Raw genomic sequence first — 25093 nt, 5'->3', positions numbered from 1 at the left:
GCGGGGCGGTTTCATGCGGATGTGCGCCGCAACACAACGACGCGCCCGGGCACCGGCCGTCCACCCTCGCGGCGGACTTCGGCGGGATCCGCCGTCAGGATCTTCAGTCCCGACGCCGCGGCCGTCGCCGCGAGATGGGCCTCCGCGTGGGCGTAGCGGCCGTCATGGCCCAGGACGGAGCCGGGCCCGTCGTGGGATTGCACCGTGACGGCGCCGAGCCCGCCCGGCCGCAGGACCCGCCCCATCCCCGTCAGGAACGACGCGAGATCCGCGACGTAGATCAGGACGTCCGCGGCGAGGCAGAGATCGGCCGAGGCCTCCGGCAGGTCGGCCAGGGTAGCGGTGAGGTCGCCTTCGATCAGGCGGTCGTAGAGCGGCCGGTCCCGCCAGGTCTTGGCCCGCGCCAGCGCCAGCATCCCGCGGGAGAGGTCGATGCCGGTGAGATGGTCGACCCGGTCGCGCACGACTTCGCCCATCAGCCCCGTGCCGCAGCCGAGATCGAGGGCGACCGCGAAGCGCTCCGGGACGCCCGGCAGGGCGTCGCGGACGAGTTGCGGGCCGACATAGCCCAGGCCCTCCACGAGATGGCGCTCGAAGCGCGGCGCGTAGTCGTCGAACAGGGCCCGGACATAGGCCGGCGACAGGACCGGGAGCGGGTCGCCGCCGCCCAGGCGGACGAGATGGGCGCGCACGCCCAGCCCGTCCTCGGGGTCGATCTCGAGGGCGCGGGCATAGGCGCGCGCCGCCGCGGCGCGGAGGGCCGGATCGGTGCCGGCGGCGGCCAGGCCAGGCCGGCGCGTAGCGCGGGGCGCGCTCCAGGACCTGCTCGGCGAGGTCGGCGGCGCCCGCGTGGTCGCCGTCGGCGAGGCAGGCCTCGGCGTAGCGGTAGCGGCGGTCGGCGAGGAGGTCGCCGGAACTGAGCTGCGAGGCCATGCGTCTGTCGGGGCGGGGGCGCCTATATACCGGGGCCACCGGCGGACTCCACCGGCAGCACGGACCCGATGCCGATACGCGCCAGCGATCTCCTCACCCTGACCCGCGAGGGTCTCTACTGCCCCCTCGGGCGCTTCCACGTCGACCCGACCTGGCCGGTCGAGCGCGCGCTGATCACCCACGGGCACGCCGACCACGCCCGCGCGGGCCACGGCCAGGTGCTGGCCACGCCCGAGACCCTGCGCATCATGGCGGTGCGCTACGGCGCGGATTTCTGCCGCCAGCGGCAGGAGGCGCAGCTCGGCGCGGCGCTCCGCGTCGGCGACGTCACCGTGCGCTTCGCCCCGGCCGGCCACGTCCTCGGCTCGGCGCAGATCGCCATCGAGCGGGACGGGGCCCGCGTCGTGGTCTCGGGCGACTACAAGCGCGCCGCGGACCCGACCTGCCTGCCCTTCGAGGTGGTGCCCTGCGACGTGTTCATCACCGAGGCGACCTTCGGCCTGCCGGTCTTCACCCACCCCGACACGCGCGGCGAGGTCCGCAAGCTCCTCGAATCGGTCAGGCTGTTCCCGGAGCGCGCCCACATCGTGGGGGCCTACGCGCTCGGCAAGGCGCAGCGGGTGATGGCGCTCCTGCGCGAGGAGGGCTGGGACCGCCCGATCCACCTGCACGGCGCCATGGAGAAGCTGACGGCGCTGTACAAGGAGGAGGGCGTACCGCTGGGCGACACGCCGAAGGTCGCGGCCGCCGAGCGCAAGGACCTGCACGGGGCGATCGTGCTCTGCCCGCCCTCGTCGATCCAGGACCTGTGGTCCCGCAAATTCCCCGACCCGGTGACCTGCTTCGCCTCCGGCTGGATGCGGGTTCGCGCTCGCGCCCGCCAGAAGGGCGTCGAGCTGCCGCTGGTGATCTCCGACCATTCCGACTGGCCGGACCTGTGCCGCACCATCCGCGACACCGGCGCCGGGGAGGTCTGGGTGACCCATGGCCAGGAGGACGCGCTGGTTCACTGGTGCGGGACGCAGGGCATCCGGGCGAAGCCGCTCCACCTGCTCGGCTACGGCGATGACGGCGAGGTCGAGACGGGCTCAGAAGCGGGCTCAGAGGCCGGCTCCGGGGCGGGCTCCGATGCGGAGGCGGCGGCGTGAACGACTTCGCACATCTCCTCGACCGCCTCGCCTACGAGCCGCGTCGCAACGCCAAGCTGCGGATGCTCCAGGACTACTTCGCGCGCACGCCCGACCCCGAGCGCGGCTACGCGCTGGGCGCCATGACCGGCACGCTGAGCTTCCGCGAGGCCAAGCCGGCCCTGATCCGCGGCCTGGTGGAGGAGCGGATCGACCCGGTCCTGTTCCGGCTGTCGCACAATTACGTCGGCGACCTCGCGGAGACGACGGCGCTGATCTGGCCGGGACCGGCGGAGGCGCCGCGCGAGCCGGGCCCCGGCCACAACAACCCGCCGCCGCACGTCCCGACCCTGGCCGAGGTCGTGGAGACGCTGGCGACCATCCCCAAGCGCGAGCTGCCCCGCCACCTCGCGGAGTGGCTCGACGCCCTCGACGAGACCGGGCGCTGGGCGCTCCTGAAGCTCGTCACCGGCAACCTGCGGGTCGGCGTGTCGGCGCGGCTCGCCAAGACCGCGGTCGGCGCGCTGGGGGACCACGACGCCGACGCCGTCGAGGAGGTCTGGCACGGGCTGACACCGCCCTTCGAGACCTTGTTCGCCTGGGTCGAGGGCCGGGCCGAGCGGCCCGAGACCCTGAACCCGGCGCCGTTCCGGCCGCCGATGCTGTCGCACCCGATCGAGGAGGAGGCCGACCTCGAGAAGCTGGAGGCCGGGGCCTTCTCGGCCGAGTGGAAGTGGGACGGCATCCGCGTCCAGCTCGTCGGCGGTCTCGACCGGGCCGGCCATCAGGTCGGGAAGGTCTATTCCCGCACCGGCGAGGACATCACCGGCGCGTTCCCGGACCTGGCCGAGGCCATCAGCTTCACGGGATCCCTCGACGGCGAGCTGCTGATCCTGCGCGAGCGGCGCGTGCAGAGCTTCAACGTGCTCCAGCAGCGCCTGAACCGGAAGGCCGTGACGGGCAAGCTCCTGGAGGAGTTCCCGGCCCACGTGCGGGCCTACGACCTGCTCACCCTGGAGGGCGACGACCTGCGCGGGGAGCCCTTCGCGGTCCGGCGGCAGAGGCTGGAGGCCCTGGTCACCCGCCTCGACCACGCGCGGATCGACATCTCGCCGCTCGTGCCCTTCGCGGATTGGGAGGCCCTGGCGGCCGCCCGGGCGGATCCGGCCTCGGTGGGGGCCGGCGCGGATGCGGACGCCATCGAGGGCGTCATGCTCAAGCGCCTCAACAGCCCCTACCTGCCGGGCCGGCCCAAGGGACCGTGGTGGAAGTGGAAGCGCGAGCCGCACATCGTCGACGCCGTGATGATGTACGCCCAGCGCGGGCACGGGAAGCGCTCGTCCTTCTACTCGGACTACACGTTCGGCGTCTGGCGCGAGGCGCCCGAGGGCGGGGACGAGCTGGTGCCGGTGGGCAAGGCCTATCACGGCTTCACCGACGCCGAGCTCGCCAAGCTCGACCGCTACGTCCGCAACAACACCACAAAGCGCTTCGGACCGGTGCGCGAGGTCGCCCACGGGCGCGAGGCCGGGCTCGTGCTCGAGATCGCCTTCGAGGGCGTGCAGCGCTCGACCCGGCACAAGTCGGGGGTGGCGATGCGCTTCCCCCGGGTCAGCCGCATCCGCTGGGACAAGCCGCCCGCGGAGGCCGACCGGATCGACGTGCTGGAACGGATCCTCGCCCGCGGCGAGCGCGAGATCGCGCCGGGCGCGGCCCTGATGGAGAAGACCGCATGAGGCAGGGACACGGCAGGATTGGGCCGGTCGAGGCGCTCGCCTCCGGCGCGGTGGAGCGCCACGCGAGCGGGCGCCTCACCATCGCGACCCCGGGTCCGGGCTTCACGGATTTCACCGCCGCGGTGGCGCAGTTCGTGCGCGCCAGCGGCGTCCGGGACGGTCTCGTCACGGTGTTCTGCCGGCACACCTCGGCCTCGCTCACCATCCAGGAGAATGCCGATCCCGACGTCCAGACCGACCTGATGACCGCGCTGGACGGGTTCGCCCCCCGGAATGCCGGCTACGTCCACGGCGCCGAGGGGCCGGACGACATGCCGGCCCATATCCGCACCCTGGTCACCGATTCGGCCCTGACGATCCCGCTTGTCGGCGGGGCGCTGGCGCTCGGCACGTGGCAGGGGATCTACCTGATCGAGCACCGCGACCGGCCGCACCGGCGGGAGATCGTGCTGAGCGTCCTCGGGGCGTGACGCGTTCGCCGGCGTCGCGCGCGCCGGCCCGGCAACACGCGGTCACACACCGTCGGTTAACCATAGTGGGCCCTTATCGGTCTCCGTCGGATCGGGGACCGTGCCGCTCCGGCGAACGGAGACCCCGATGGGCCTTTTCACCGCGCTCTCGAACTCGATTTCCGGCGCCTCGGCGCAGTCGCTGGCCCTGAACAATATCTCGGGGAACATCGCCAACACCCAGACGGTGGGCTTCAAGTCCACCGAGACGCGGTTCGCCGACATGCTGGCCGAGACCGGCGACAGCACGCAGCTGGCCGGGGGCGTGCTTCCGAGCACGCGCAACAGCCTCAACATCCAGGGCACGATGCAGTCGACCGGCGTGGCGACCAACCTCGCGATCTCGGGCAACGGCTACTTCGTCGTCAAGAAGAACACCGGGACGCCGGACAGCCCGGCCTTCGCCGGCGATACCGGCTACACGCGGCGCGGCGACTTCGCGCCGGACGCCAGCGGCTACCTCTCCAACGGCGCGGGTTACTACCTGTTCGCCGGCCCCGCGGCGACGACCCCCGTGCAGGTTCCGACCGGGGCGAGCACCCTGGCGAGCCTCGCGGTCTCGCCCGCCGGCACCCTCACGGGCACCGCCGCGGACGGCAGCACCGTGCCCCTCGGCACGCTGCAGCTGGCGCAGTTCGGCATGCAGGACAACCTCGCCTCGCTCGACGGCGGCACCTACGTGGCCACCGGCCAGTCGGGGACGCCGACCTACGGCCTCAACGGCGCGACCATCACGGCCGGCTCGGTGGAGCAGTCGAATGCCGGGATCTCGGACCAGTTCTCGAAGATGATCGAGACCCAGCAGGCCTACACGGCCAACACCAAGGTCATGAGCACGACCGACCAGATGCTCCAGGACGCCATCGCGATGTACACCTGAGGCGCCCCCGTCACAGGATCTTCAGCGGGTCCTTCTCGGGCGGGGGCGGCGCCACGTCGGCGCGGTTCCACCAGCCGCCGCCCAGGGCCACGAACAGGGCGGCGGTGTCGGCGTACTGGGTGGCGCGCGCCGCCGCCGAGGTCACCAGCGCCGAGAGGTAGCCCTGCTGCGCGATCAGCACCTGCGAGGAGGTGATCGCCCCGGCCGTGTACTGCTTGCGGATCAGCGCGAGGCTCTGATTCGTAGCGCTCACCGCCGCGTCGGCGGCCGCGACCGCCTTCGCGTCGGCCTGGAGCGCGCGCAAAGCGTCCGCGACGTTCTGGAAGGCGGTGATCACCGTCGCCTTGTACTGCGCCTGCGCCTCCGTCAGCGTTTCCTCGGCGGCGCGCTGGCGCCGGAACAGGGTGCCGGCATCGAAGATCGGCGCCGTCGCCTGCCCGATGATCGTGAAGAACGCCGCGCCCGGGCTGGTCACCTGCGCGATCCGCGTGGCGCTGGCGCCGCCCGTGGCGGTCAGGCTGAACTGCGGCAGGCGGTTCGCCACCGCGACGCCGACATTGGCGCTCGCCTGCTGCACCAGGGCCTCCGCCGCCTTCACGTCGGGCCGCTGCTGCACGAGCCGCGAGGGCAGGCTCACCGGGAGCCGGGTCGGCAGGCGCAGGGCGGCGAGGTCGAAGGTCTCGGAGACCTCGTCGGAGGGCAGGCGCCCCGCCAGCGCGGTGAGCAGGTTGCGCTGCTGCGCGAGCGCCTTCTCCAGCGGCGGCAGCAGCTGCTGCGACAGCGCCAGCGCCGCCTGCTGCTGAACCACGTCGGCCCCGGCGATCTGACCCAGCGACAGCTGCTTGTTGTAGAGCTGCAGCACCTCGGTCTGCGCCTGGATCACCTTGCGGGTCGCGTCGATCTGCGCGCGCAGGGACGCCTCCTGGATCGCGGCGGCGACGACGTTGGCGGTGAGGCTCAGGTAGGCCGCCTCCAGCTGGAAGCGCTGGTTCTCGGTGGTGGCCTCCAGGGACTCGATCTGGCGGCGATTCCCGCCGAACACGTCCGGATTGTACGAGACCACCGCCTGCGGCGTGGACAGGCTGTAGAGGTACTGGTTCTGGTTGTTGAGCGGCGATTGCAGGTCGAGGCCGGGCGCCAGGGCTCCCTGGATCTGCGGCGTCGCGGTCAGGCTCGGATAGAGGGTGCCCTTCTGGGCCAGCACGTTCTGCTGCGCCACCCGCAGCGAGGCCTGCGCCGCCTCCAGCGTGGGGTTGTTGGCGAGCGCCTGCTCCACGAGGCGGTTCAGCGCCTTCGCGTGAAACAGCGTCCACCACTGGCCGGGGATGTCGGCGCCGGACACGAAGCTCTGGTCGGCCGAGCCGCCCTGCCGGGTCCGGATCTTGTCGGCCGCGGAGGGGTTCTGCAGCGGTTCCTTGGTGTAGCGGCCGACCGGCGGGGCCTCGGGCGGCACGTAGTTCGGGCCGACCGCGCAGGCCGACAGGCCGAGGGAAGCCGCCAGCCACGCGGTCGCCCGTCCGCACCGTCTCGGCGCAAAGCTCACCATCCCGCCCCCGAAAACCTCACCTCGGTAGAGCGGCGCGACCCGCTGCCAAGTCAATCCGACCGTCCCCAGATGGCGCGCGCGGCGCGGTCCTTGTGGCGCCCCTGCAACGGGCGGCACGCCGGCCCGCGCGATCCTGAGCCGGCTCACGCGGCGGCCCGGTGCGCGGGCCGCGCCTGGGCGTCCGGGTTCGGGCGGCGTCGGGAGAACAGGGAGATCAGCACCGGGACGATCACGAGGATCAGGTTCGGTGCCAGGATGATGCCGCCCACCACCACGAGCGCCAGCGGCTTCTGCACCTGCGAGCCGATGCCGGTGGAGACCGCGGCCGGCAGCAGGCCGACGCAGGCCGCCACGCAGGTCATCATCACCGGGCGCATGCGCACCACGGCGGCGTGCCAGACCGCCTCCTGCCGCTTCCAGCCCTCGTCGAGCAGCTGGTTGTAGTAGGCGAGCAGGATCACGCCCTCCATGGTCGAGATCCCGAACAGCGCGATGAAGCCGATCGCCGCCGAGATCGAGAACGGCGTGCCGGTCAGCGCCAGGGCGAAGATGCCGCCGATCATCGCCATCGGGATGACCGAGAGGGTCAGCAGCATGTCGGCCACCGACGAGAAGTTGATGTAGAGGAGCAGGGCGATCAGCAGCAGCGTGATCGGTACCACGAGGCTCAGCCGGGCGGCCGCCTCCTTCAGGTTGGTGAACTGACCGACCCATTCCAGCCGGTAGCCCGGCGGCAGGTCGACCGCGTCGGCGACCTTGCGCTGGGCCTCGAGCACGGCGCTGCCGAGGTCGCGGCCGCGGACCGAGAACTTCACCGGGATGTAGCGCTGCTGGTCCTCGCGGTAGATGAACGAGGCGCCGGAGACGAGATCGACGTCGGCGATCTCGGAGAGCGGCACCTGGATCACGCCGCCGTTGGGGTTCTGGGCGCCGACCGCGATGTTGCGGATGCCGGCGAGCGAGGAGCGGTACTCCTTGGCGAGGCGGACCCGCATCGGGAAGTGCCGGTCGGAGCCGTACTCGTAGAGGTCGCCCGCCGTCTGGCCGCCGATCGCCGCCTGGATCGTGGTGTTCACGTCGCCGATCGACAGGCCGTAGCGCGCCGCCTTGTGGCGGTCGACGTCGATCCGCACCGTCGGCTGGCCGAGGGATTCGAACACCGACAGGTCGGTGACGCCCTGGACGGTGGCGAGCGCGGCCTTCACGGCGTTGGCGGTCTTGGTGAGCTGCGCGAGGTCGTTGCCGTAGATCTTGACCGAGTTCTCGCCCTTCACGCCCGAGGCGGCCTCCTGGACGTTGTCCTCGATATACTGCGAGAAGTTGAACTCGATGCCGGGGAATTCGGCCTCCAGCTTCTTGCTGAGGTCCTGGATCAGCGTCTCCTTGTCGAGCCCCTTGCGCCACTGGTCGATCGGCTTGAGCGGCGCCAGGATCTCGACGTTGAAGAAGCCGGTGGCGTCGGTGCCGTCGTTCGGGCGGCCCTGGTGCGACAGGACGGTGGTGACCTCCGGGACCTCCTGGAAGATCTTGCGCATGCGCTGGACGTAGGCGTTGCCGGCCTCCAGCGAGATCGAGGACGGCATCGTCCCGCGCACGTAGAGGTTGCCCTCCTCGAGCCGCGGCAGGAACTCGAGGCCGAGATTACGGGCCGTGAGACCCGAGACCAGCAGCACCGCCAGCATCACGGCGATCGCCAGGACGCGGTTGCGCAGGCCGAAGCGCAGAGCCGCCTCGTGGCCGACGCGCAGCACCCGCACGATCAGGGTATCGCGCTCCTCGAGCTTCTTCGGGAGCATCAGGGCCGAGAGCGCGGGCGAGACCGTGAAGGTCGCGAGCAGGCCGCCGAGCAGCGCGTACGCGTAGGTCTTGGCCATCGGGCCGAAGATGTGGCCCTCGACGCCGGTCATCGTGAACAGCGGCAGGAAGCCGACGATGATGATCGTCGCCGAGAAGAAGATCGCCCGGTTCACCTCGCGGCCGGCGACCGCGATGGTGCCGAGCCGGCCCGTCAGGCCGCCGGGCGGGGCCTCGCCCTTCACGTGGTCGGGCTCGGCGATGTGGCGGAACACGTTCTCCACCATGATCACGGTCGCGTCGACGATCAGGCCGAAATCGATCGCGCCGAGCGACAGGAGGTTGGCCGAGTCGCCGCGCACCACCAGGATCAGGATCGCGAAGCCGAGCGCGAACGGGATCGTGGCCGCCACGATGATCGCGCTGGTGAGCGAGCCGAGGAACAGCCACTGCACCACGAAGACCAGCACCACGCCGAAAACGAGGTTGTGCATCACCGTGTGGGTGGTGGTGTGGATCAGGCCCGAGCGGTCGTAGATCCGCTCGATCTTCACGTCGGGCGGCAGGATCGTGGAGCTGTTGATCTTGTCGATCTCGGCCTCGACCCGCTCCAGCGTCGGCAGGCTCTTGCCGCCGCGGGTCATGAGCACGATGCCCTCGACGATGTCGGGCTGGTTGTCGTGGCCGACGATGCCGAGCCGCGGGGCGTTCGACACGCGCACCTCCGCCACGTCCCGCACCAGCACCGGGGTGCCGTTGACGAGGCTGATCATCGTGTCGCGGATGTCGTCCATGTCGCGGATCAGGCCGATGCCGCGCACCACCGCCGATTGCTGCCCGACGTTCAGCGTCTGGCCGCCGACGTTGATCGAGGCGTTGTTCAGCGCGTTGGTCAGCTGCACCAGGGTCAGGCCCTGGGCCTGGAGGCGGTTCAGGTCGACCGCGACCTCGTACTCCTTGGCCTTGCCGCCGAAGGCGGTGACGTCGACGACGCCGGGGATCGCCTTGAACCGGCGCTGCAGCACCCAGTCCTGCAGGGTCTTCATGTCCATGGGCGAGTAGCCCGCCGGGCCGACGAGCTTGTAGCGCATGATCTCGCCCACCGGGCTCGTCGGCGAGATCTGCGGCGTGGCGCCGTTGGGCAGCGTCGGGGCCTGCGACAGGCGGTTGAGCACCCGCTGCAGCGCCTGCTCGTACGTGTACTCGTAGTTGAACTGGACCTTCACGTCCGAGAGGCCGAACAGCGAGATCGTCCGGACCACCTGGGCGTTCGGGATGCCGGCGAGCGCCACCTCCAGGGGGATGGTGATGTAGCGCTCGATCTCGTCGGCCGACTGGCCCGGATTCTGGGTGATCACGTCGACGAGCGGGGGGACCGGATCCGGGTAGGCCTCGATGTTGAGCTGCGTGTAGGCGCCGTAGCCGACGCCGAGCATCACGACGAACAGCAGCACCACCAGCACGCGCTGGCGCAGCGAGAAGGCGATCAGGGCGTTCATCGGACCGGATCCCCGCTCAGGACGCCTTGTCGCCGGTGGCCGCCCGGTCGATGAACAGGGCCCCCCGGGTGACGACCTGCTCGCCCGCGCGCAGGCCCTGGACGACCTGGGCGTTGTCGCCGTTGATCAGGCCGAGCTTGATGTCGCGCGCCTCGACGGCGCCGTCAGGCCGGGCCACCCAGACGTGGGTGCGGTCGCCCTCGTACACGATGGCGGCCACCGGCACGCTCGGGCTCGGCTCGCCCTTGCCGGTGATGATCGTGTAGGTGGCGAACATCTCCGGGCGCAGCACCCGGTCCGGGTTGTCGACCTCGCTGCGCACGGCGAGCCGCCGAGTCGCCGGGTCGAGGCTGGAGGCCATGTAATTCACCCGGGCCTTGAACACCCGCGCGCCGAAGCCCGCCACCTTCGCCTCGACCTCCTGGCCGATGCGGATCTTCGGGATCTCGCTCTCGCGGACGTTGGCCACGAGCCAGACCGTCGACAGGTCGCCGATCACGAAGACGGGGTCGCTGGAGGCCGAGAGAAACTGCCCGATGCCGACCTTGCGCTGGACGATCGTGCCGGCGATCGGCGCGCGGATCTGCGTCTCGGCGCTCATCGTGCCCTTCTTCTCGAAGGCGGCGATCTCGGCGTCGGTCTTGCCCAGCATGCGCAGGCGGTTCTTCACCGCGTCGAGGGCGGCCTCGGCGGTCTTCAGGTCGCTCTGGGCGGCGATGACGTCGTTCTGGGCCGACTGGTAGTCCTTCAGCGCCGTCGCGTGGGCCTGGAACAGCTCCTGCTGGCGCTGCGCGATGGTCTGGTCGAGCTTCAGGAGCGCCTGCTGCTTCTGGAGGTTGTTCACCGCCGCCTGGTAGTCGTTCTGCGCCTGGACCATGTCGGTGGCCTCGAGCGTCAGCAGCACGTCGCCGGCCTTCACGTCGTCGCCGGCGCGGACCAGGACCTTCGTCACCCGGCCGGCATAGGGCGAGACCACCGGGACGTTGTCGTCGTCGTTGAGGGCGATCCGCCCCTCGGCCGACCCTTCGGGCCGGAACACGAGGTTGGCGACCGGCAGGATCTCGAAGGCGGCGCGCTGCTCCTTGGAGGGCCGGAACACCCGCTCCACCGGGCCGGCCTTCTCCGCGTCGATGCCCGGGTCGGGGTTGCCGGAGGCGAACAGCCCGGTCAGGGCCGCGACGAGCTGCGCGGCCGTCTCGCGGGTCCGGTCGGGAAACGCGAAGGCGGCGCCGAGGGCGGCCGCGAGCAGGGCGACGATGACCAGGAGGCCGGGCCACCGGCGCCGGCGCGCGGGCACGGCGACGGCCTCGTCCTGGTCCAGCGGATTTCGGGCGTCCATGAGGATGATCTTCTAGGTCCGGACCGAGAGTCCGGGCTGCGTGACGAGAGTACGGTTCGGGCCCGGACGACGCCTACATCAATGCGATCGCTGGTGCTTTTCTATGGCGCGCCGCGGGAAGATTCTGGCGGTACCGCGTGCCTAGAGCAAAGCTTGTCAGACAGGCAATCGACCCGGCGCCCCAGTCGCGAAACCGTGTGGCCCCGTCTTCCTTTGACGGGATTTGTTACAATATGACAACGCTCGTGGGTCCAGGCCCGCCCGATCCCGCACCTGTCACCGAAGAACCCGTCATGTCCGATACGAGCAACGCTTCCGCCCCGGCCGCATCCGGCTCCGCCGCCGGCAAGATCCCGGTCACCGTGCTCACCGGCTATCTCGGCGCGGGCAAGACCACGCTCCTCAACCGGATCCTCACCGAGAACCACGGCAAGCGCTACGCCGTGATCGTCAACGAGTTCGGCGAGATCGGCATCGACAACGACCTCGTGGTCGGCGCCGACGAGGAAGTGTTCGAGATGAACAACGGCTGCGTGTGCTGCACCGTGCGCGGCGACCTGATCCGGATCATGGACGGGCTGGTCAAGCGCCGGGGCAAGTTCGACGCGATCATCGTCGAGACCACCGGCCTCGCCGACCCGGCCCCCGTGGCCCAGACCTTCTTCGTCGACCAGGATGTCGGCGAGGCGGCCCGGCTCGACGCCGTGGTGACGGTGGCCGACGCCAAGTGGCTGTCCGACCGCCTGAAGGACGCGCCGGAGGCGAAGAACCAGATCGCCTTCGCGGACGTGATCCTGCTCAACAAGAGCGACCTCGTCTCCCCGGCCGACCTGGACCGGGTCGAGGCCGAGATCCGCACGATCAACCCGCTGGCCAAGCTCCACCGCACGCAGAACTGCGCGGTGCCCCTCGACGCCGTGCTGGAGCGCAACGCCTTCGACCTCGACCGCATCCTCGACGTCGAGCCCGACTTCCTGGAGGCGGGGCACCACCACCACCACGATTCCGACATCCGGTCGATCTCGGCGAAGATCGAGGGCGAGGTCGACCCGGACAAGTTCATGCCCTGGATCTCGAACCTGACCCAGTCGCAGGGGCCGGACATCCTGCGGTGCAAGGGGATCGTGGCCTTCCCGAACGAGCCGAAGCGCTTCGTCTTCCAGGGCGTGCACATGATCCTCGACGGCGACGTGCAGGGCGACTGGGGCAGCGACGAGAAGCGCGTCTCGCGGGTGGTGTTCATCGGGCGCAACCTCGATCCGGCGGCGATCAAGGAGGGGTTCGAGGCCTGCCGCGCCTGACGTGACGGGCCGCCCCGCCGGAGCGCCGCCCGCGGCACGGTCCGCACCACGGTCCGCACGGCGGGCCGCGGCGCGCCCCGCCGCGAAGGCGATTCTCAACGTTTGACTGGCATCACGGCCGGTGCGGGCCCGCGTAACCGGCCCGTGGAGCCCGCGTATCCATGGCCCACACCGCAGCGCCCGCAGGCCCGGCCTCGTCCGGGTTCGCGGGCGGAATCCCGCTCATCGCGGCTGTCGAAGGGCTGGCCAAGGCCCTGTTCGCGGCCTTCATCTTCTTCGCCTGCTTCGCCTTCTCCGAGACGTCGCCCTACGACGCCGTCGCGGTCCCCACGATCCTGCTCTGGCTCTGCCTCGGCGTGCGGCTGCACCGCGGGGCGGTGCCCCTGGTGGCGCTCCTCCTGCTCTACCTCGCGGCCATCGTCACCGCGCTGCTGCCCTACCTGAACGAGGAGTTCCCGGTCACCTGGACCGTGCAGCTGATCTATCTCTCGATCACCTGCATCTTCTTCGCCATGTTCTTCGCGGACGACACGCACGCCCGGATGGAGCTGGCGCTCAAGGCCTACACGGCGAGCTGCGTGTTCTCGGCGGCTCTGGGCATCGTCGGCTACCTGCAATGGCTCGGGATCGAGGACCTGTTCTACAAGTACGACCGGGCCTCGGGCACCTTCCAGGACCCGAACGTCTTCGGCTCGTTCCTGACGCTCGGCGCCCTCTACCTGATGCACGGCCTGCTCACCGGCTCCACCCGCCGGCCGCTCGTGTCCCTCGCCGGCCTGCTGATCGTCGTGGCCGGCATCTTCCTGTCGTTCTCGCGCGGCTCCTGGGGCGGGAGCGTCGTGGCGGTGCTCCTGATGGTGGGATCGGTCTATGCCGGCAGCACCTCCCCGCGCCTGCGCCGCCGCATCGTGCTGCTGACCCTCGCGACGGTCGTCCTCGGCACCGTGGCGGTGATCGGGCTGCTCTCGGTCGACCATGTGCACAAGATGTTCGAGACCCGGGCAGCCCTGACCCAGGACTACGATCAGGGCGAGACCGGCCGGTTCGGCAACCAGATCCGCGGCTTCGCGATGCTGCTCGAGCGGCCGTTCGGGATGGGGCCGATGCACTGGCGGCTGACCTTCGGGCTCGAGCCGCACAATTCCTATATCGGCTCCTTCGCCAATGGCGGCTGGCTCGGGGGCGCGGTGTTCATCGGCCTCGTGGTAACGACCGGCCTCGTCGGGTTCCGGCTCCTGGCGCGGCCGTCGCCGTTCCGGGCGCATGCCCAGATCGTCTGGCCGGCGCTCCTGATGTTCTTCCTGCAGGCGGTCCAGATCGACATCGAGAAATGGCGCCACGTCTACATGATGCTGGGCATGGTCTGGGCGCTGGAGGCCGCGCGGCTGCGCGCGGGCACGCCGCGGGGGCGCGCTTGAAACACGGCGCTAGGCGCGGCATCGCTCGGCCGCGGCCGAGCTGCCGATCCGCACCCGGAGACGGTACGTGAATGCACAGCCGGACAACGAGGGCGACCGGCTCGCGGCCCTCGAGGCCCTCGCGATCCTCGGGACCCCGTCGGAGCCGCATTTCGAGGCCGTCTGCCGGACGGCCCGCCGCCTGTTCGGCGTGCGCACCGCGTTCGTGGCCCTCCTCGACGACACGCACCAGTGGCTCAAGACCCCCTGCGCCGAGGTGCCGACCACGCTCCGGCGGGAGGAGACCTTCTGCCAGCACACGATCCGCAGCGACGCCCTCGTGGTCGTCCCCGATGCCCGGCTCGACCCGCGCTTCCGCGACCTGACCATCGCCGCCGCACCGGACGGGATCCGGTTCTACGCGGGGATCGCGCTGAGCCTCCAGCCGGGTCTGCGGATCGGCACCCTGTGCCTCGCCGATCCCGAGCCCCGCTTCGATTTCTCCCCCGAGGAGGCGGCCGCCCTCCGCGACCTCGCCGCGGTCGTCGTGGCGCATCTGCGCCTCGCGGAGGCCAATGTCCGGCGCGACCGGGAGATCGCGCAGGCGGCGATCCGCGAGGCGGTCATCCGGGAGCAGCACCGGGAGATCAACGCGCGGGCCCGCGCCCAGGAGGCGGCGAACCACCAGCTCACCATGGCCGAGCAGCTCGCCAGCGTCGGGAACTGGCGCATCGAGCTCGGGGAGGGGCAGACGGTCTGGTCGGCCAGCCTCTACGCCATCGCGGGCCGTGATCCCGCGACCCCGCCGCCGCACCGCGACGCCTTCGCGCAGATCTACCATCCCGACGACCGCGCCCGGCTCGAGGCGATCGTGGCCGACGCGATCGCCCGCCGGACCCGGTTCGACTTCGAGGCCCGGCTGCTGCGGCCGGACGGCGAACTCCGCGACGTGGTCGTGCGCGGCATGGCCCGGGGGGAGGGGGCGGGCGCCGGCCTCTTCGGCGTGCTGATCGACGTGACCGAGCGACGGCGCGCCGAGGACGAGGTGCGCCGCAGCGAGCTGCGCTACCGGGGCCTCGCCGAGGCTCTGCCGCTCCTGGTCTGGACCATGCGGGTCGGGGACGGTCAGGCGACCTACGTCAACGCGCAGTTCCAGTCCTATTACGGGCCGATCGGGCCCGAGCGCGCGGAGCGCCTCGTCCGGAACCACCCGGAGGATGCCGCCGCCATGGAGGCGGCCTGGATCCGGGCGGTCGAGACCGGCACGGGGTATAGCGGCCAGTGGCGGATCCGGCGTCACGACGGCGTCTACCGGTGGCACAAGCTCTCGCTGATCCCGATCCGCCTCGATCCGGCGGACGGCGCGGTGGCGGAGTGGCTCGGGACCGCGCTCGACGTCGACGACATCGTCACGGCGCGGCTCGCCGTCGAGGAGGCGCGCGGCCTGCTGGACATCGCCCTCGACGCCGCGGAGGCCGGCACCTGGGACTGGGACATGCGCACGGGGCTCGCCGTGCTCAGCCCGGAAAGCGCGCGGATGCACGGGCTGCCGGAGACCGGCGCCGCCCACACGGTCTCGGCCTCCGCGTGGACGGCGCTGATCGATCCCGACGACGTCGCCGATGTCTGGACCGAGATCCGGCGGGCGGTCGAGTCCGGCACCCCCTACGCGGCCGAGTTCCGGGTCGGCCGGCGCTGGCTCTACGCGCGCGGCCGGACGCTCTCCAGCGCCGACGGCCAGCCGCAGCGCATGGTCGGCCTCCACCTCGACATCACCGAGCGCAAGGCGGTCGAGGCGGCCCTGCGCACCGCCACGCGGGACGCCGAGGCGGCCCGCGCCGAGGCGGAGCGAGCCAGCGCGGCCAAGAGCGAGTTCCTCGCCGCCATGAGCCACGAGATCCGCACGCCGCTCAACGGCATCCTCGGCTACGCCGAGCTGCTCCTCGACGGCGCCGCGATCCAGAACGAGGACCGGCGCCGCCTGGAGCTGATCCAGAGTTCCGGCGCGGCCCTGCTCACGGTCGTCAACGACATCCTCGACTTCTCGAAGATCGAGGCGGGCGAGCTGACCCTCGACCCGGTCACCTTCCCGCTGGTCCCGATCGTCGACGGCACGGTCTCGATCGTGCGGGGAAGCGCGCTCCGCAGCGGCCTCGCCATCGAGGCCCGGATCGACCCGGCCCTGCCCACCTTCGTGGTCGGCGATGCCGGACGCCTGCGTCAGGTGCTGCTCAACCTGCTGAACAACGCCGTGAAGTTCACGCCCGCGGGCTCGGTCACGGTGACCGTGGAGCGGGAGGGCGACGGCGTCGCTCCCGACGGCCGTGCCGGCGACGCGGTCCGGTTCTCCGTGGTCGACACCGGCATCGGCATCGCGCCGGCGCACCAGGATCGGCTGTTCAAGCGGTTCAGCCAGGTCGACGGCTCGATCAGCCGGCGCTTCGGCGGCACCGGCCTCGGTCTCGCGATCTCCCGGCATCTCGTGACGCTCATGGGCGGCGAGATCGGCGTCGAGAGCCGCGAGGGGGCGGGCTCGACCTTCTGGTTCCGGCTGGTACTGCCCCGCGGCGAGCCGGGTGCCGAGGCCTCGGGCGCCGCGGCCGATGCGGGCGCGACGCTGCGGCCGCCGGCGGCGGCTCCGACCGCCGGCAATGTCCGGGTCGCGCCGCTGCGGCTGCTCCTCGTCGAGGACGTGCCGCTCAACCAGGAACTCGCCTGCGCGGTGCTCGAATCCCAGGGCTACGCGGTGGATGTCGCCGGGGACGGCGCCGAGGCGATCACGGCGGTCGGGTCGTCGGTCGCGGCCGGCCGCGCCTACGATCTCGTGCTGATGGACGTCCAGATGCCCCGCGTCGACGGGCTCACTGCCACGCGCCGCATCCGCGCCCTTGCGCCGCCCGCCTGCGACATCCCGATCGTGGCCATGACCGCCAACGTCCTGCCGACGCAGATCGAGGAGCTGCGCGAGGCCGGGATGGACGATCATGTCGGTAAGCCGTTCCGGCGCGCCGACCTCTTCGCCACGATCAGCCGCTGGACGGCCCCGGGCGCGCGGCGGCCGGCCCGGGCCGAGGAGCCGCGCCGCCTGCCGCAGGTGGATTCGGCCGTCCTCGACGCGGCGGTGCTCACCGAGATGGAGGCGAGCTTCGGCGCCGACCGCGTCGGGGCGCTGCTCGATCTCCTGGCGAACGAATTGTCCGAGCGGTTCCGGCCGAGCGAGACCGATCGCCTCCAGATCGCCCACGACGCGCACGCGCTGGTGGCGGCGGCCGGGCTGCTGGGCTTCGTCGGCCTGTCGAGCCTGTGCCGCGAGGTCGAGGCCGCCGCCCATGCGGGCGCCGACCTGATGCCGCTGATCCGCCGCCTGGAGATCCAGCGGGCGACCGCGCTCCGCGCCATCCGCCAGCTGCGCGCGGCGTGAACCTGCGCGCGGTATGGAGGACACTTTCCGTCATCACGTGCGGGGCGAAGTGACCCAGGGCCGCGCGACGTGCGCGATCGTGGCGCGGCCCTGGATCGCTTCGCTGCGCTCGCGAGGACGGCGGCCCCGGAGCAATCAGTCGGGAACAGACTCCCCTGGCTCCTCCGCCAGCGGGTCGCCGGTCCAGGTCGTCGCGAAGGCGGCGAGCTCCCGCGCGTCGGCGAAGGCCGCCACGGTGACCTCGCGCGCGGCCGGCTCCGCCCCCGGATAGGGTGCGAGCAGGACGCGCACCCGGGTGAGCCGGCCGCTGGGGGCCTTCTCGGCGATCCAGGCCTGCGCCTCCGGCGTGAAGCGCTCCGGGCCGTCGAGGGCCCGGGCGTCGGTGCGCAGCACGACCACGTAGGTGCCGAGGCTCGGGTCGGCTTCCTGAACCGCCTTGACGATGTCGATCACGGGTTTTCCGCGAAGTCGTTGAGCTGGACCTGGGCCTGCGCCGCGGTGAAGTTCGGGATGTCGGCGAAGATCTCCTCGCCGTGGGCGGCCACGGCCTTCTTGAAGGCGTCGACCGACTCGAAGGTCAGCAGGGCCATGACCTGGAACGGGGCGGCGCCGCCGTCCGGCGTGCCGGCGCCCTTGACGACCTTCGCGTCGTGCAGGCCCAGGGACGACCAGCGCTCGCGCACCAGCGGCATGTGGTGGCCGAGATAGTAGCCCATGTCGAAGCTCGGGCCGGCCGGGTACATCACGCTTACCAGGATCATCGCGTTTCCTTCCTGTGTCGCGCCCGGCGAGCCCGGGCGCCCGTCCGCGGTTCGCGCGGCGACGGTCAGTGCAGCTTCACCCGCGGCTCGGTGCGCCGCGTGAGCGCGCGGGCGAGGGTATCGAGGGCCGTCTTGGCCGTGCCGTGCAGCGCCCGCTCGTGCATCTTGTAGAGGGAGCGGTACATCATCCGGGCGAACAGGCCGGCGATGAGCATGTTCTTGCCGCGGACGAAGCCCATCAGGCTGCCCACGGTCGAGTACTCGCCGAGGGAGACCAGCGAGCCGAAATCCTTGTACCGGAACGGCTTCAGCGGCTTGCCGTCGATCTTCGCCTGGATCTGGCCGATCAGGTGGCTCGCCTGCTGGTGAGCCGCCTGGGCGCGGGGCGGCACCGGCGTGTCGGAGCCGGCCTCGACCAGGTAGGCGCAGTCGCCGATGGCGAAGATGTCGGGGTCGCGGGTGGTCTGCAGCGTCGGCGTCACCACCAGCTGGTTGGTCCGCGTCGTCTCCAGGCCGCCGATACCCTGCAGGAAGGGCGGCGCCTTAACGCCCGCCGCCCAGACGACCAGCTCGGACGGGATGAAGGTGCCGTCCGCGAGTTGCACCCCGTCGGCGCGCACCTCGGTGACCCGCGCCTTCACGCGCACGTCGACGCCGATCTTGTTGAGGAGCTGCATCACCTCCGCCGAGAGGCGCTGCGGCACCGCCGGCAGGATCCGGTCGGCGGCCTCGACCAGGGTGATGCGGATGTCCTTGCCCGGGTCGATCTTGTCGAGCCCGGTGGAGACGACGTGGCGCAGGGTCCGGTGAAGCTCGGCGGCGAGTTCCGTCCCGGTCGCGCCCGCGCCGATCACCGTGACGTGGAGCTGGCCCGGCCGGACCGGGCCGACCTGCGTGTGCGCCCGCAGCGAGGCGTTCACGAGGCGCTGATGGAAGCGCACCGCCTGATCCTGGGTGTCGAGGGCGATGGCGTGCTCGGCGACGCCGGGCGTGCCGAAATCGTTGGTGGTGGAGCCCACCGCCATCACCAACGTGTCGTAGGGGACGGCGCGCTCGGGCGTGACCTCGCGCCCTTCCGCGTCGTAGCTCGCGGCGAGCTGGATCGTGCGCGCCTCCCGGTCGAGCCCGGTCATGCGCCCGATCCGGTAGCGGAAGCCGTGCATGTGGGCGTGGTGCAGGTAATCCACCGCGTGGTGGCCGACGTCGAGGCTGCCGGCCGCCACCTCGTGGAGCAGCGGCTTCCAGATATGCGTCCGGGCGCGATCCACGAGGGTGATGTGCGCGCGCTTGCCGCGCCCGAGCTTGTCGCCGAGCTTCGTCACCAGCTGGAGTCCGGCGGCGCCGCCGCCGACCACCACGATACGATGCAGGCCGGACTCGTTCTCGACGGATGCCATCGACTCTCTTTCTTCCCCCGGACCGGGATTAATCGCCGGCCTCCTTACACGGCCTGCGTTGCCGAATTCCACATCGCCGGCCGCGACCCCGGGTCACGAGTGCGACGTCGCGCGTGCGGCGGGGCGCACGGGGAGGCCCGTCACGCCGGCGGAGCGCCCGGCTGACGCAACGGGTGTGCCTCCGCGACCGCCGGCAGGGCGAGGCAGGCCTCGGCGATTCGCGCGACCGTCGGGTAGGCCGCCGTGTCGATGCCGAAGATGCCCGTCCCGACCCAGAGGCTGACGAGGCAGAGGTCGGCGTGGCTCACCGAATCGCCCTGGCAGAACCGGCCCGTCCCCGGCTCGGCGGAGAGGCGCGCCTCCAGGGTCCTGAGGCCGGTCTCGAAGGCGTTGCGCAGGAAATCCAGCATCCGCTCCCGCGGCAGGCCGTAATGCTCCATCAGGAAGGTGCGCACCCGGGGCACGTAGAGCGGGTGGGTGTCGCACGCCACCACCTGCGCCAGCGAGCGGGCCCGGGCCCGGGCCCGGGGCTCCTCCGGCAGGAGCCGCACGCCGCCCCGCGTCTCTTCCAGGTAGTCCAGGATCGCCAGCGACTGGGTGAGCGGCGGCCCGTCGCCGTCGAACAGGGCCGGCACGGCGCCCTGCGGGTTGATCTTGCGGAACTCCGGCCTGTGCTGGTCCCCCGCGTCGAGGTCGATGAAGGTCTCCTCGTACGCGATGCCCTTCATCTTCAGCGCGATCCGCACGCGGAAGGCCGCGGCCGAGCGCCAATTGCCGTACATGTGCATGGGTCAGCGGTCTCCGACGGGGTCGCACGAGCACAGCCGAGTTTGCCGCGGGCCGCAAGAGGGGCGCGTCCGTCCGGGGGCGACAAGCGGTCCCGCCGAGCCCATATCGGTCTCCCACCCCGGAGAGCCCGCACGATGGCCGATCAGACCGACGCCCGCCGCTTCATCCCCCTGAACATCGCGGTCCTGACCGTCTCCGACACGCGCCGTCCGGAGGACGACCGCTCGGGCGACACCCTGACCCAGCGCCTCACCGAGGCGGGGCACAATCTGGCGGCCCGGTCGATCGTCCCGGACGAGATCCCGGCGATCCGCGAGCGGGTGGAGGCGTGGCTGCGCGATCCCGGCGTCGACGTGGTGATCACCACCGGCGGCACCGGCTTCACCGGCCGCGACGTCACCCCCGAGGCGCTGGAGCCGCTGTTCGAGAAGCGCATGGACGGCTTCTCGGCCGTGTTCCACCGGATCTCGTACGACAAGATCGGGACCTCGACCCTGCAATCCCGCGCCACCGCGGGGGTCGCGCGGGCGACCTACGTGTTCGTGCTGCCGGGCTCGCCCGGCGCCTGCCGGGACGCGTGGGACGGGATCCTGGCCCAGCAGCTCGACTACCGGCACCGGCCCTGCAACTTCGTGGAGATCATGCCGCGCCTCGACGAGCACCTGCGGCGCGGCGCGAGCCTCACCGTGTGAGGCGGCGCTAGGCCAAGGTCCCCTCCTTCCGGCGCAGGACCGAGTGCTTGCGACCGTAGAAGAAGTACACGACGAGGCCGATCGCCATCCAGATCACCAGCCGCAGCCACGTGTCGAGGGGCAGGCCGATCATCAGGAGCAGGCAGGACAGGATGCCGAGGATCGGCACGATCGGCACGGCCGGCGCGCGGAACGGCCGTTCCATGTGGCGCTCGGCCCGCCGCAGGTAGAGCACCGAGCCGCAGACGAGGATGAAGGCGGCGAGCGTGCCGATGCTCACCATCTCGCCGAGGATGTGGATCGGTACCAGGGCCGCCACCACGGCGACCGCGGCCCCGATGAGCGCCTGGCTGCGATACGGCGTCTGGTAGGTCGGGTGGACGTGGGAGAACATCTTCGGCAGCAGGCCGTCCTGGGCCATGGTGAAGAAGATCCGGCTCTGACCGTAGAGCAGGACGAGGATCACCGTCGTCAGCCCCGTCAGCGCCCCGAGCTTGATCAGGAGGGCGAACCAGCCGATGCCGATCGCGTCGACGCCCTTGGCGATCGGGTCCGGGACGTTCAGGTCCTTGTAGGGCACCAGCCCGGTGAGCACGGCGGCGACGAGCACGTACAGGATCGTGCAGACCGCCAGCGAGCCGAGGATGCCGATGGGCATGTCCTTCTGGGGGCGGCGGGCCTCCTGCGCGGCGGTCGAGACGGCGTCGAAGCCGATGAAGGCGAAGAACACCACGCCCGCGCCGCGCAGGACGCCGCTGTAGCCGAAATGCCCGAAGGTCCCGTCATTGTCCGGGATCAGCGGGCTCCAGTTCGCGGTGTCGACATGGCCCCAGCCCAGGATGATGAAGGCGACGACGACGGTGAGCTTCACCGCGACCATGACGTTGTTGAAGCGCGCCGATTCCTTCGTGCCCCGCATCAGCAGGATCGTGATCAGGGCCACGATCAGCACCGCCGGCAGATTAAGCAGCGCGGTCCCGCCGCCGTCGATCGGCGTGCCCGGCGCGTTGGCGAACTGCGCCGGAATCACGATGCCCACATTCTTCAGGATGCTGGTCACGTAGCCCGACCAGCCGACCGCCACGGTGGCGGCGCCCATGGCGTATTCGAGGATCAAGTCCCAGCCGATCAGCCACGCGAAGAACTCGCCCAGCGTCGCGTAGGTGTAGGTGTAGCTCGAGCCGGCGACCGGGATCAGCGCGGCCATCTCAGAGTAGCAGAGGCCGACGAAGGCGCAGGCGATGCCGCCGAGCACGAAGGACAGCATGATCCCCGGCCCGGCATACTGGGCCGCGGCAGTGCCGGTCAGGACGAAGATGCCGGCGCCGATGATCGCCCCGATGCCCATCGCGGTGATCGAGAGGGCGCCGAGCGATTTCGACAGCTGCTGCTCGCCCTCGCCGCTCTCGACGATGTCGTCGACCGACTTGCGCCCCATCAGGCCCGACGAATCCATGGCACCATCCTTCCAGGGCGGGGTGGGTCAGCGCGCGGTCACACGAAGGGGGCGGCGACGTTCCTGCCGCGCTTCCCGTGTTGTAGAGGCGAATCGACCGACAACAACGTGAGCCGGTGCAAGATTCTGCCGGGCACGACTCCTCCGGTCAGGCGCGTTCGATCCGCGCGATCAACGGCCTGACCTTGAGGCGGCCCGCGAACGCGCCCTCGGCGCGCAGGGCCTCGCGCCGGACGACGTCGCCGGCCCGGGCCTGCCGGGCGCCCGCGACGGTCTCAACGCGCCTGACGAGGCGGCCGAGCCAGCTCCCGGCCGGGCGGTGCAGGCGGCCGAGCGCCGTCTCCGGCCGCGCCGTCCCGACGAAGCGGTCGAGGGTGCGGATCCAGCCCTCGGCCGGGACGTCGCCGGCCTCCAGGCACAGGATCCAGTCCCGCCGGGCCGCCGCCGCGCCCGCGGCGTAGGGATTGCCGTCCCGGTGCAGCACGAGGGTCGCGCCCGTGGCCTCCGCGACGGCCGCCACGGCCTCGCTGTCCCGGCCCGCCACGATCACCGCGTCGCCGACGAGGCCGCCGGCCACGCCCGAGACGAGCACGCTGAGCGTGTCGGCCAGGCGATCGATCGCGTCCGGATCGGCCGGGTCGGCCAGATAGGTCACGGCGGAGAGCATGAGCGCGCGCATAGACGATTCTGCGGCGCCGTAAACCGCCCCGCCGCCTCAGGGCGGACGCGCCGCTGCCCGGACGGGCTGCAGAACCGGATTTGCCTGAAAAAGAGGCGGTTGCCGACGGCCTGTTCGCTCTATGTTCTGGTCTGGGCCCGGAAAGGAGACGAGTCGTCATGGAGGACACGCGCGACGGGACCGCGCCCGGGGTCGTGACGCGACTCGGCCCGAGCGCCGCGCATCCGGCCGCCCGGCGCGGGCGCGGCGCGACGGCGAACCCGACGGGCCGGTACGAACTCGCCCGGCGCGAGGCGTTCCACGACGAGACCTGGGTCGCGGACGCTCCGGCGCCCCTGCGCACGCGGGTCACGCCGGAGCGGTCCGCCCGGATCATCGCTCGCAACAGCTCGCCCGACATCCCCTTTGACCGGTCGATCAACCCGTATCGGGGCTGCGAGCACGGCTGCATCTACTGTTACGCGCGCCCCACCCATGCCTGGCTCGGACTGTCGCCGGGGCTCGACTTCGAGTCGCGGATCTTCACCAAGCCCGATGCCGCCCGGCTCCTCGGTCGCGAGATCGCCGCGCCGGGCTACCGGCCCGAAACGATCGCCCTCGGCACCGCCACGGATCCCTATCAGCCGGTCGAGCGGGAGCACCGGCTCACCCGCGCGGTGCTGGAGGTGCTGCGGGAGGCCCGCCATCCCGTCAGCATCACCACCAAATCGGACCTCGTGCTGCGCGATCTCGACCTCCTGGCCGAGATGGCGGCGGACAACCTGGTGCTGGCGGCGATCTCGCTGCCGACGCTGGACCCCGCTCTCGCCCGCCGCCTCGACCCGCGGGCGCCGCGACCGGACAAGCGCCTCGCGGCGATGCGGGCGCTGAGTGCGGCGGGTGTACCTGTCATGGTCAACGTCTCGCCGATCATCCCCGGCCTGACCGATCACGAGATTGAATCGATCCTGGCCGAGGCGCGGGCGCACGGGGCGAGCCGCATCGGCCACGCGCTGCTGCGCCTCCCGGGCGAAGTCGCCGACCTCGTGGCGGATTGGTTCGCCGAGCACTATCCCGAACGGAGGGCGCGGGCCTTCGCACTCCTGCGGGAGAGCCGGGGTGGCCGTGAGAACGACCCGCGCTTCGGCCACCGCTTCCGCGGAGAGGGGGCTTACGCGGCGATGATCGGCCAACGGGTCCGGCTCGCCGGCACCCGGCTCGGTTTCGCCTTCGGGCGGATCGCGCTGAACCGCGACGCCTTCCACAAGCCGGGCACACAGCTGGCGCTGTTCTGATACGCGATTGACGGGGTGCCGCCGGCGCGTGCGGTACCGGACCTGCGCGATATCAGCCTCTCGTGAAGAGATGGAAACTGCTGAGTGAGATCGGAGCGGCAGGCGATTCAGTTATATGTAGTATCGATCTGAGTGACACTAAGTGTTGTGTCAGACCTGGCCGCCTCGCGACCGCCTGATCGCGAAAAACGAGATTGACTTCAGTGCTGATGCGGCTTCAAATGGGCGCGCGAGCGTGAAGTTTTTATCAGAACTACATTGCCTAGTTGGACGATTTCACAATTTATAGAAATTCGGGACCTGTCCATGTGCGATCTTCCGCCTGGTATCCTCGATCGGATCTTCGGTTCTGTTATCCCGACGGTGAGCGGCTTTCCGCGCCCGTCTCGCGTCGGGACGCGGCCCGATATCCGTGGGACGCCGTGTCGGTATCCGCGCGCCGCGGTCGATCGCGGGCGCGCCACGCTCTGCCTCCGTGCCTGAACCCGCCGCTGACGGCGCCCAGCCTTCCTTGAGGCCTGGGCTGCCGGAATCCCGGCTTCCCGGGCCGGCGAGACAACCTT

Annotated in this window: 18 protein-coding genes and 2 pseudogenes; 10 read left to right on the top strand and 10 right to left on the bottom strand. The window is 71.2% G+C overall.

Annotated features, from left to right (window positions below; all coding sequences use genetic code 11):
- Positions 1–11: 11 nt before the first annotated feature.
- A pseudogene (locus MOTC310_RS31070) lies at positions 12–933 on the bottom strand (class I SAM-dependent DNA methyltransferase).
- 68 nt (positions 934–1001) lie between these two features.
- Here MOTC310_RS31070 and MOTC310_RS31065 point away from each other — a divergent pair.
- The 5 genes and pseudogenes from MOTC310_RS31065 to MOTC310_RS32940 all read left to right on the top strand — a co-directional run bounded on the left by MOTC310_RS31065 (position 1002) and on the right by MOTC310_RS32940 (position 5185).
- Positions 1002–2081, top strand: coding sequence for a ligase-associated DNA damage response exonuclease (locus tag MOTC310_RS31065; RefSeq protein ID WP_331304564.1), 1080 nt, complete (start codon positions 1002–1004; stop codon positions 2079–2081).
- A complete protein-coding gene (locus MOTC310_RS31060; protein ID WP_331304563.1) occupies positions 2078–3796 on the top strand; it encodes a cisplatin damage response ATP-dependent DNA ligase in 1719 nt (572 codons plus the stop codon). Before MOTC310_RS31065 ends, MOTC310_RS31060 begins: the two co-directional genes overlap by 4 nt.
- Positions 3793–4266, top strand: a complete 474-nt coding sequence (locus MOTC310_RS31055; protein WP_331304562.1) for a secondary thiamine-phosphate synthase enzyme YjbQ — start codon at positions 3793–3795, stop codon at positions 4264–4266. The genes MOTC310_RS31060 and MOTC310_RS31055 overlap by 4 nt, the downstream gene beginning before the upstream one ends.
- Positions 4267–4393: 127 nt before the next feature.
- A pseudogene (locus MOTC310_RS32945) lies at positions 4394–4825 on the top strand (flagellar hook-basal body complex protein); the annotation flags it as partial.
- A 21-nt stretch (positions 4826–4846) separates the two neighbouring features.
- Complete coding sequence (locus MOTC310_RS32940) at positions 4847–5185, top strand: flagellar hook-basal body complex protein (protein ID WP_419539200.1); 339 nt, start codon at positions 4847–4849, stop codon at positions 5183–5185.
- A gap of 10 nt (positions 5186–5195) precedes the next feature.
- Here MOTC310_RS32940 and MOTC310_RS31045 read toward each other — a convergent pair whose 3' ends face one another.
- The 3 genes from MOTC310_RS31045 to MOTC310_RS31035 form a co-directional block, all read right to left on the bottom strand.
- Positions 5196–6731, bottom strand: a complete 1536-nt coding sequence (locus tag MOTC310_RS31045) for an efflux transporter outer membrane subunit (RefSeq protein ID WP_331304561.1) — start codon at positions 6729–6731, stop codon at positions 5196–5198.
- 143 nt (positions 6732–6874) lie between these two features.
- Positions 6875–10024 (bottom strand): efflux RND transporter permease subunit, encoded by a 3150-nt coding sequence (locus tag MOTC310_RS31040; RefSeq protein WP_331304560.1) that lies wholly within the window; start codon positions 10022–10024, stop codon positions 6875–6877.
- 16 nt (positions 10025–10040) lie between these two features.
- A complete protein-coding gene (locus tag MOTC310_RS31035) occupies positions 10041–11363 on the bottom strand; it encodes an efflux RND transporter periplasmic adaptor subunit (RefSeq protein ID WP_331304559.1) in 1323 nt (440 codons plus the stop codon).
- A 293-nt stretch (positions 11364–11656) separates the two neighbouring features.
- Between MOTC310_RS31035 and MOTC310_RS31030 the strand changes: the two genes are divergently transcribed.
- From MOTC310_RS31030 to MOTC310_RS31020, 3 genes are all read left to right on the top strand, one after another.
- Positions 11657–12664, top strand: coding sequence for a CobW family GTP-binding protein (locus MOTC310_RS31030; protein ID WP_331304558.1), 1008 nt, complete (start codon positions 11657–11659; stop codon positions 12662–12664).
- 161 nt (positions 12665–12825) lie between these two features.
- Positions 12826–14082 carry an O-antigen ligase family protein gene (locus MOTC310_RS31025; protein ID WP_331304557.1) on the top strand — a complete coding sequence of 419 codons (1257 nt, stop codon included), beginning with the start codon at positions 12826–12828 and terminating at the stop codon, positions 14080–14082.
- A 67-nt stretch (positions 14083–14149) separates the two neighbouring features.
- Positions 14150–17482, top strand: a complete 3333-nt coding sequence (locus MOTC310_RS31020; RefSeq protein ID WP_331304556.1) for an ATP-binding protein — start codon at positions 14150–14152, stop codon at positions 17480–17482.
- A gap of 135 nt (positions 17483–17617) precedes the next feature.
- On the opposite strand, the gene MOTC310_RS31015 is transcribed toward MOTC310_RS31020, so the two are convergent.
- From MOTC310_RS31015 to maiA, 4 genes are all read right to left on the bottom strand, one after another.
- On the bottom strand, positions 17618–17935 hold the full coding sequence (locus MOTC310_RS31015) for a hypothetical protein (RefSeq protein ID WP_331304555.1): 318 nt from the start codon (positions 17933–17935) through the stop codon (positions 17618–17620).
- The gene (locus MOTC310_RS31010; RefSeq protein ID WP_091976741.1) at positions 17932–18243 is read right to left on the bottom strand and encodes an EthD family reductase; all 312 of its coding nucleotides are present in this window, start codon (positions 18241–18243) and stop codon (positions 17932–17934) included. Before MOTC310_RS31010 ends, MOTC310_RS31015 begins: the two co-directional genes overlap by 4 nt.
- A 65-nt stretch (positions 18244–18308) precedes the next feature.
- Entirely contained in the window at positions 18309–19640 is a 1332-nt protein-coding gene (locus MOTC310_RS31005) for an NAD(P)/FAD-dependent oxidoreductase (RefSeq protein ID WP_331293879.1), read from the bottom strand.
- Positions 19641–19780: 140 nt separating this feature from the next.
- The gene (gene maiA / locus MOTC310_RS31000; RefSeq protein WP_331293878.1) at positions 19781–20428 is read right to left on the bottom strand and encodes a maleylacetoacetate isomerase; all 648 of its coding nucleotides are present in this window, start codon (positions 20426–20428) and stop codon (positions 19781–19783) included.
- 135 nt (positions 20429–20563) lie between these two features.
- On the opposite strand from maiA, the gene moaB reads away from it, so the two are divergent.
- The gene (gene moaB / locus MOTC310_RS30995; protein ID WP_331304554.1) at positions 20564–21121 is read left to right on the top strand and encodes a molybdenum cofactor biosynthesis protein B; all 558 of its coding nucleotides are present in this window, start codon (positions 20564–20566) and stop codon (positions 21119–21121) included.
- A gap of 7 nt (positions 21122–21128) precedes the next feature.
- On the opposite strand, the gene MOTC310_RS30990 is transcribed toward moaB, so the two are convergent.
- Entirely contained in the window at positions 21129–22577 is a 1449-nt protein-coding gene (locus tag MOTC310_RS30990; protein WP_331304553.1) for an amino acid permease, read from the bottom strand.
- Between the two features lie 148 nt (positions 22578–22725).
- A complete protein-coding gene (locus MOTC310_RS30985; RefSeq protein ID WP_331304552.1) occupies positions 22726–23256 on the bottom strand; it encodes a hypothetical protein in 531 nt (176 codons plus the stop codon).
- A gap of 158 nt (positions 23257–23414) precedes the next feature.
- Here MOTC310_RS30985 and MOTC310_RS30980 point away from each other — a divergent pair, with 158 nt between their 5' ends.
- On the top strand, positions 23415–24530 hold the full coding sequence (locus MOTC310_RS30980; RefSeq protein ID WP_331304551.1) for a PA0069 family radical SAM protein: 1116 nt from the start codon (positions 23415–23417) through the stop codon (positions 24528–24530).
- Positions 24531–25093: the final 563 nt, after the last annotated feature.

It is taken from the genome of Methylobacterium oryzae (genome assembly GCF_036441375.1).
In the GTDB taxonomy this organism is placed as follows: Bacteria; Pseudomonadota; Alphaproteobacteria; order Rhizobiales; family Beijerinckiaceae; genus Methylobacterium; species Methylobacterium oryzae_A.
Note: the sequence above shows the minus strand (reverse complement) of the source record. Positions and strands in the feature narration are given on the sequence as shown.

Coding starts and splice junctions, on each gene's coding strand:
- MOTC310_RS31065 (WP_331304564.1), top strand. CDS start 1,002: ATGCCGATACGCGCCAGCGATCTCCTCACCCTGACCCGCGAGGGTCTC.
- MOTC310_RS31055 (WP_331304562.1), top strand. CDS start 3,793: ATGAGGCAGGGACACGGCAGGATTGGGCCGGTCGAGGCGCTCGCCTCC.
- MOTC310_RS31045 (WP_331304561.1), bottom strand. CDS start 6,731: ATGGTGAGCTTTGCGCCGAGACGGTGCGGACGGGCGACCGCGTGGCTG.
- MOTC310_RS31040 (WP_331304560.1), bottom strand. CDS start 10,024: ATGAACGCCCTGATCGCCTTCTCGCTGCGCCAGCGCGTGCTGGTGGTG.
- MOTC310_RS31035 (WP_331304559.1), bottom strand. CDS start 11,363: ATGGACGCCCGAAATCCGCTGGACCAGGACGAGGCCGTCGCCGTGCCC.
- MOTC310_RS31030 (WP_331304558.1), top strand. CDS start 11,657: ATGTCCGATACGAGCAACGCTTCCGCCCCGGCCGCATCCGGCTCCGCC.
- MOTC310_RS31025 (WP_331304557.1), top strand. CDS start 12,826: ATGGCCCACACCGCAGCGCCCGCAGGCCCGGCCTCGTCCGGGTTCGCG.
- MOTC310_RS31010 (WP_091976741.1), bottom strand. CDS start 18,243: ATGATCCTGGTAAGCGTGATGTACCCGGCCGGCCCGAGCTTCGACATG.
- MOTC310_RS31005 (WP_331293879.1), bottom strand. CDS start 19,640: ATGGCATCCGTCGAGAACGAGTCCGGCCTGCATCGTATCGTGGTGGTC.
- maiA (WP_331293878.1), bottom strand. CDS start 20,428: ATGCACATGTACGGCAATTGGCGCTCGGCCGCGGCCTTCCGCGTGCGG.
- moaB (WP_331304554.1), top strand. CDS start 20,564: ATGGCCGATCAGACCGACGCCCGCCGCTTCATCCCCCTGAACATCGCG.
- MOTC310_RS30990 (WP_331304553.1), bottom strand. CDS start 22,577: ATGGATTCGTCGGGCCTGATGGGGCGCAAGTCGGTCGACGACATCGTC.
- MOTC310_RS30985 (WP_331304552.1), bottom strand. CDS start 23,256: ATGCGCGCGCTCATGCTCTCCGCCGTGACCTATCTGGCCGACCCGGCC.
- MOTC310_RS30980 (WP_331304551.1), top strand. CDS start 23,415: ATGGAGGACACGCGCGACGGGACCGCGCCCGGGGTCGTGACGCGACTC.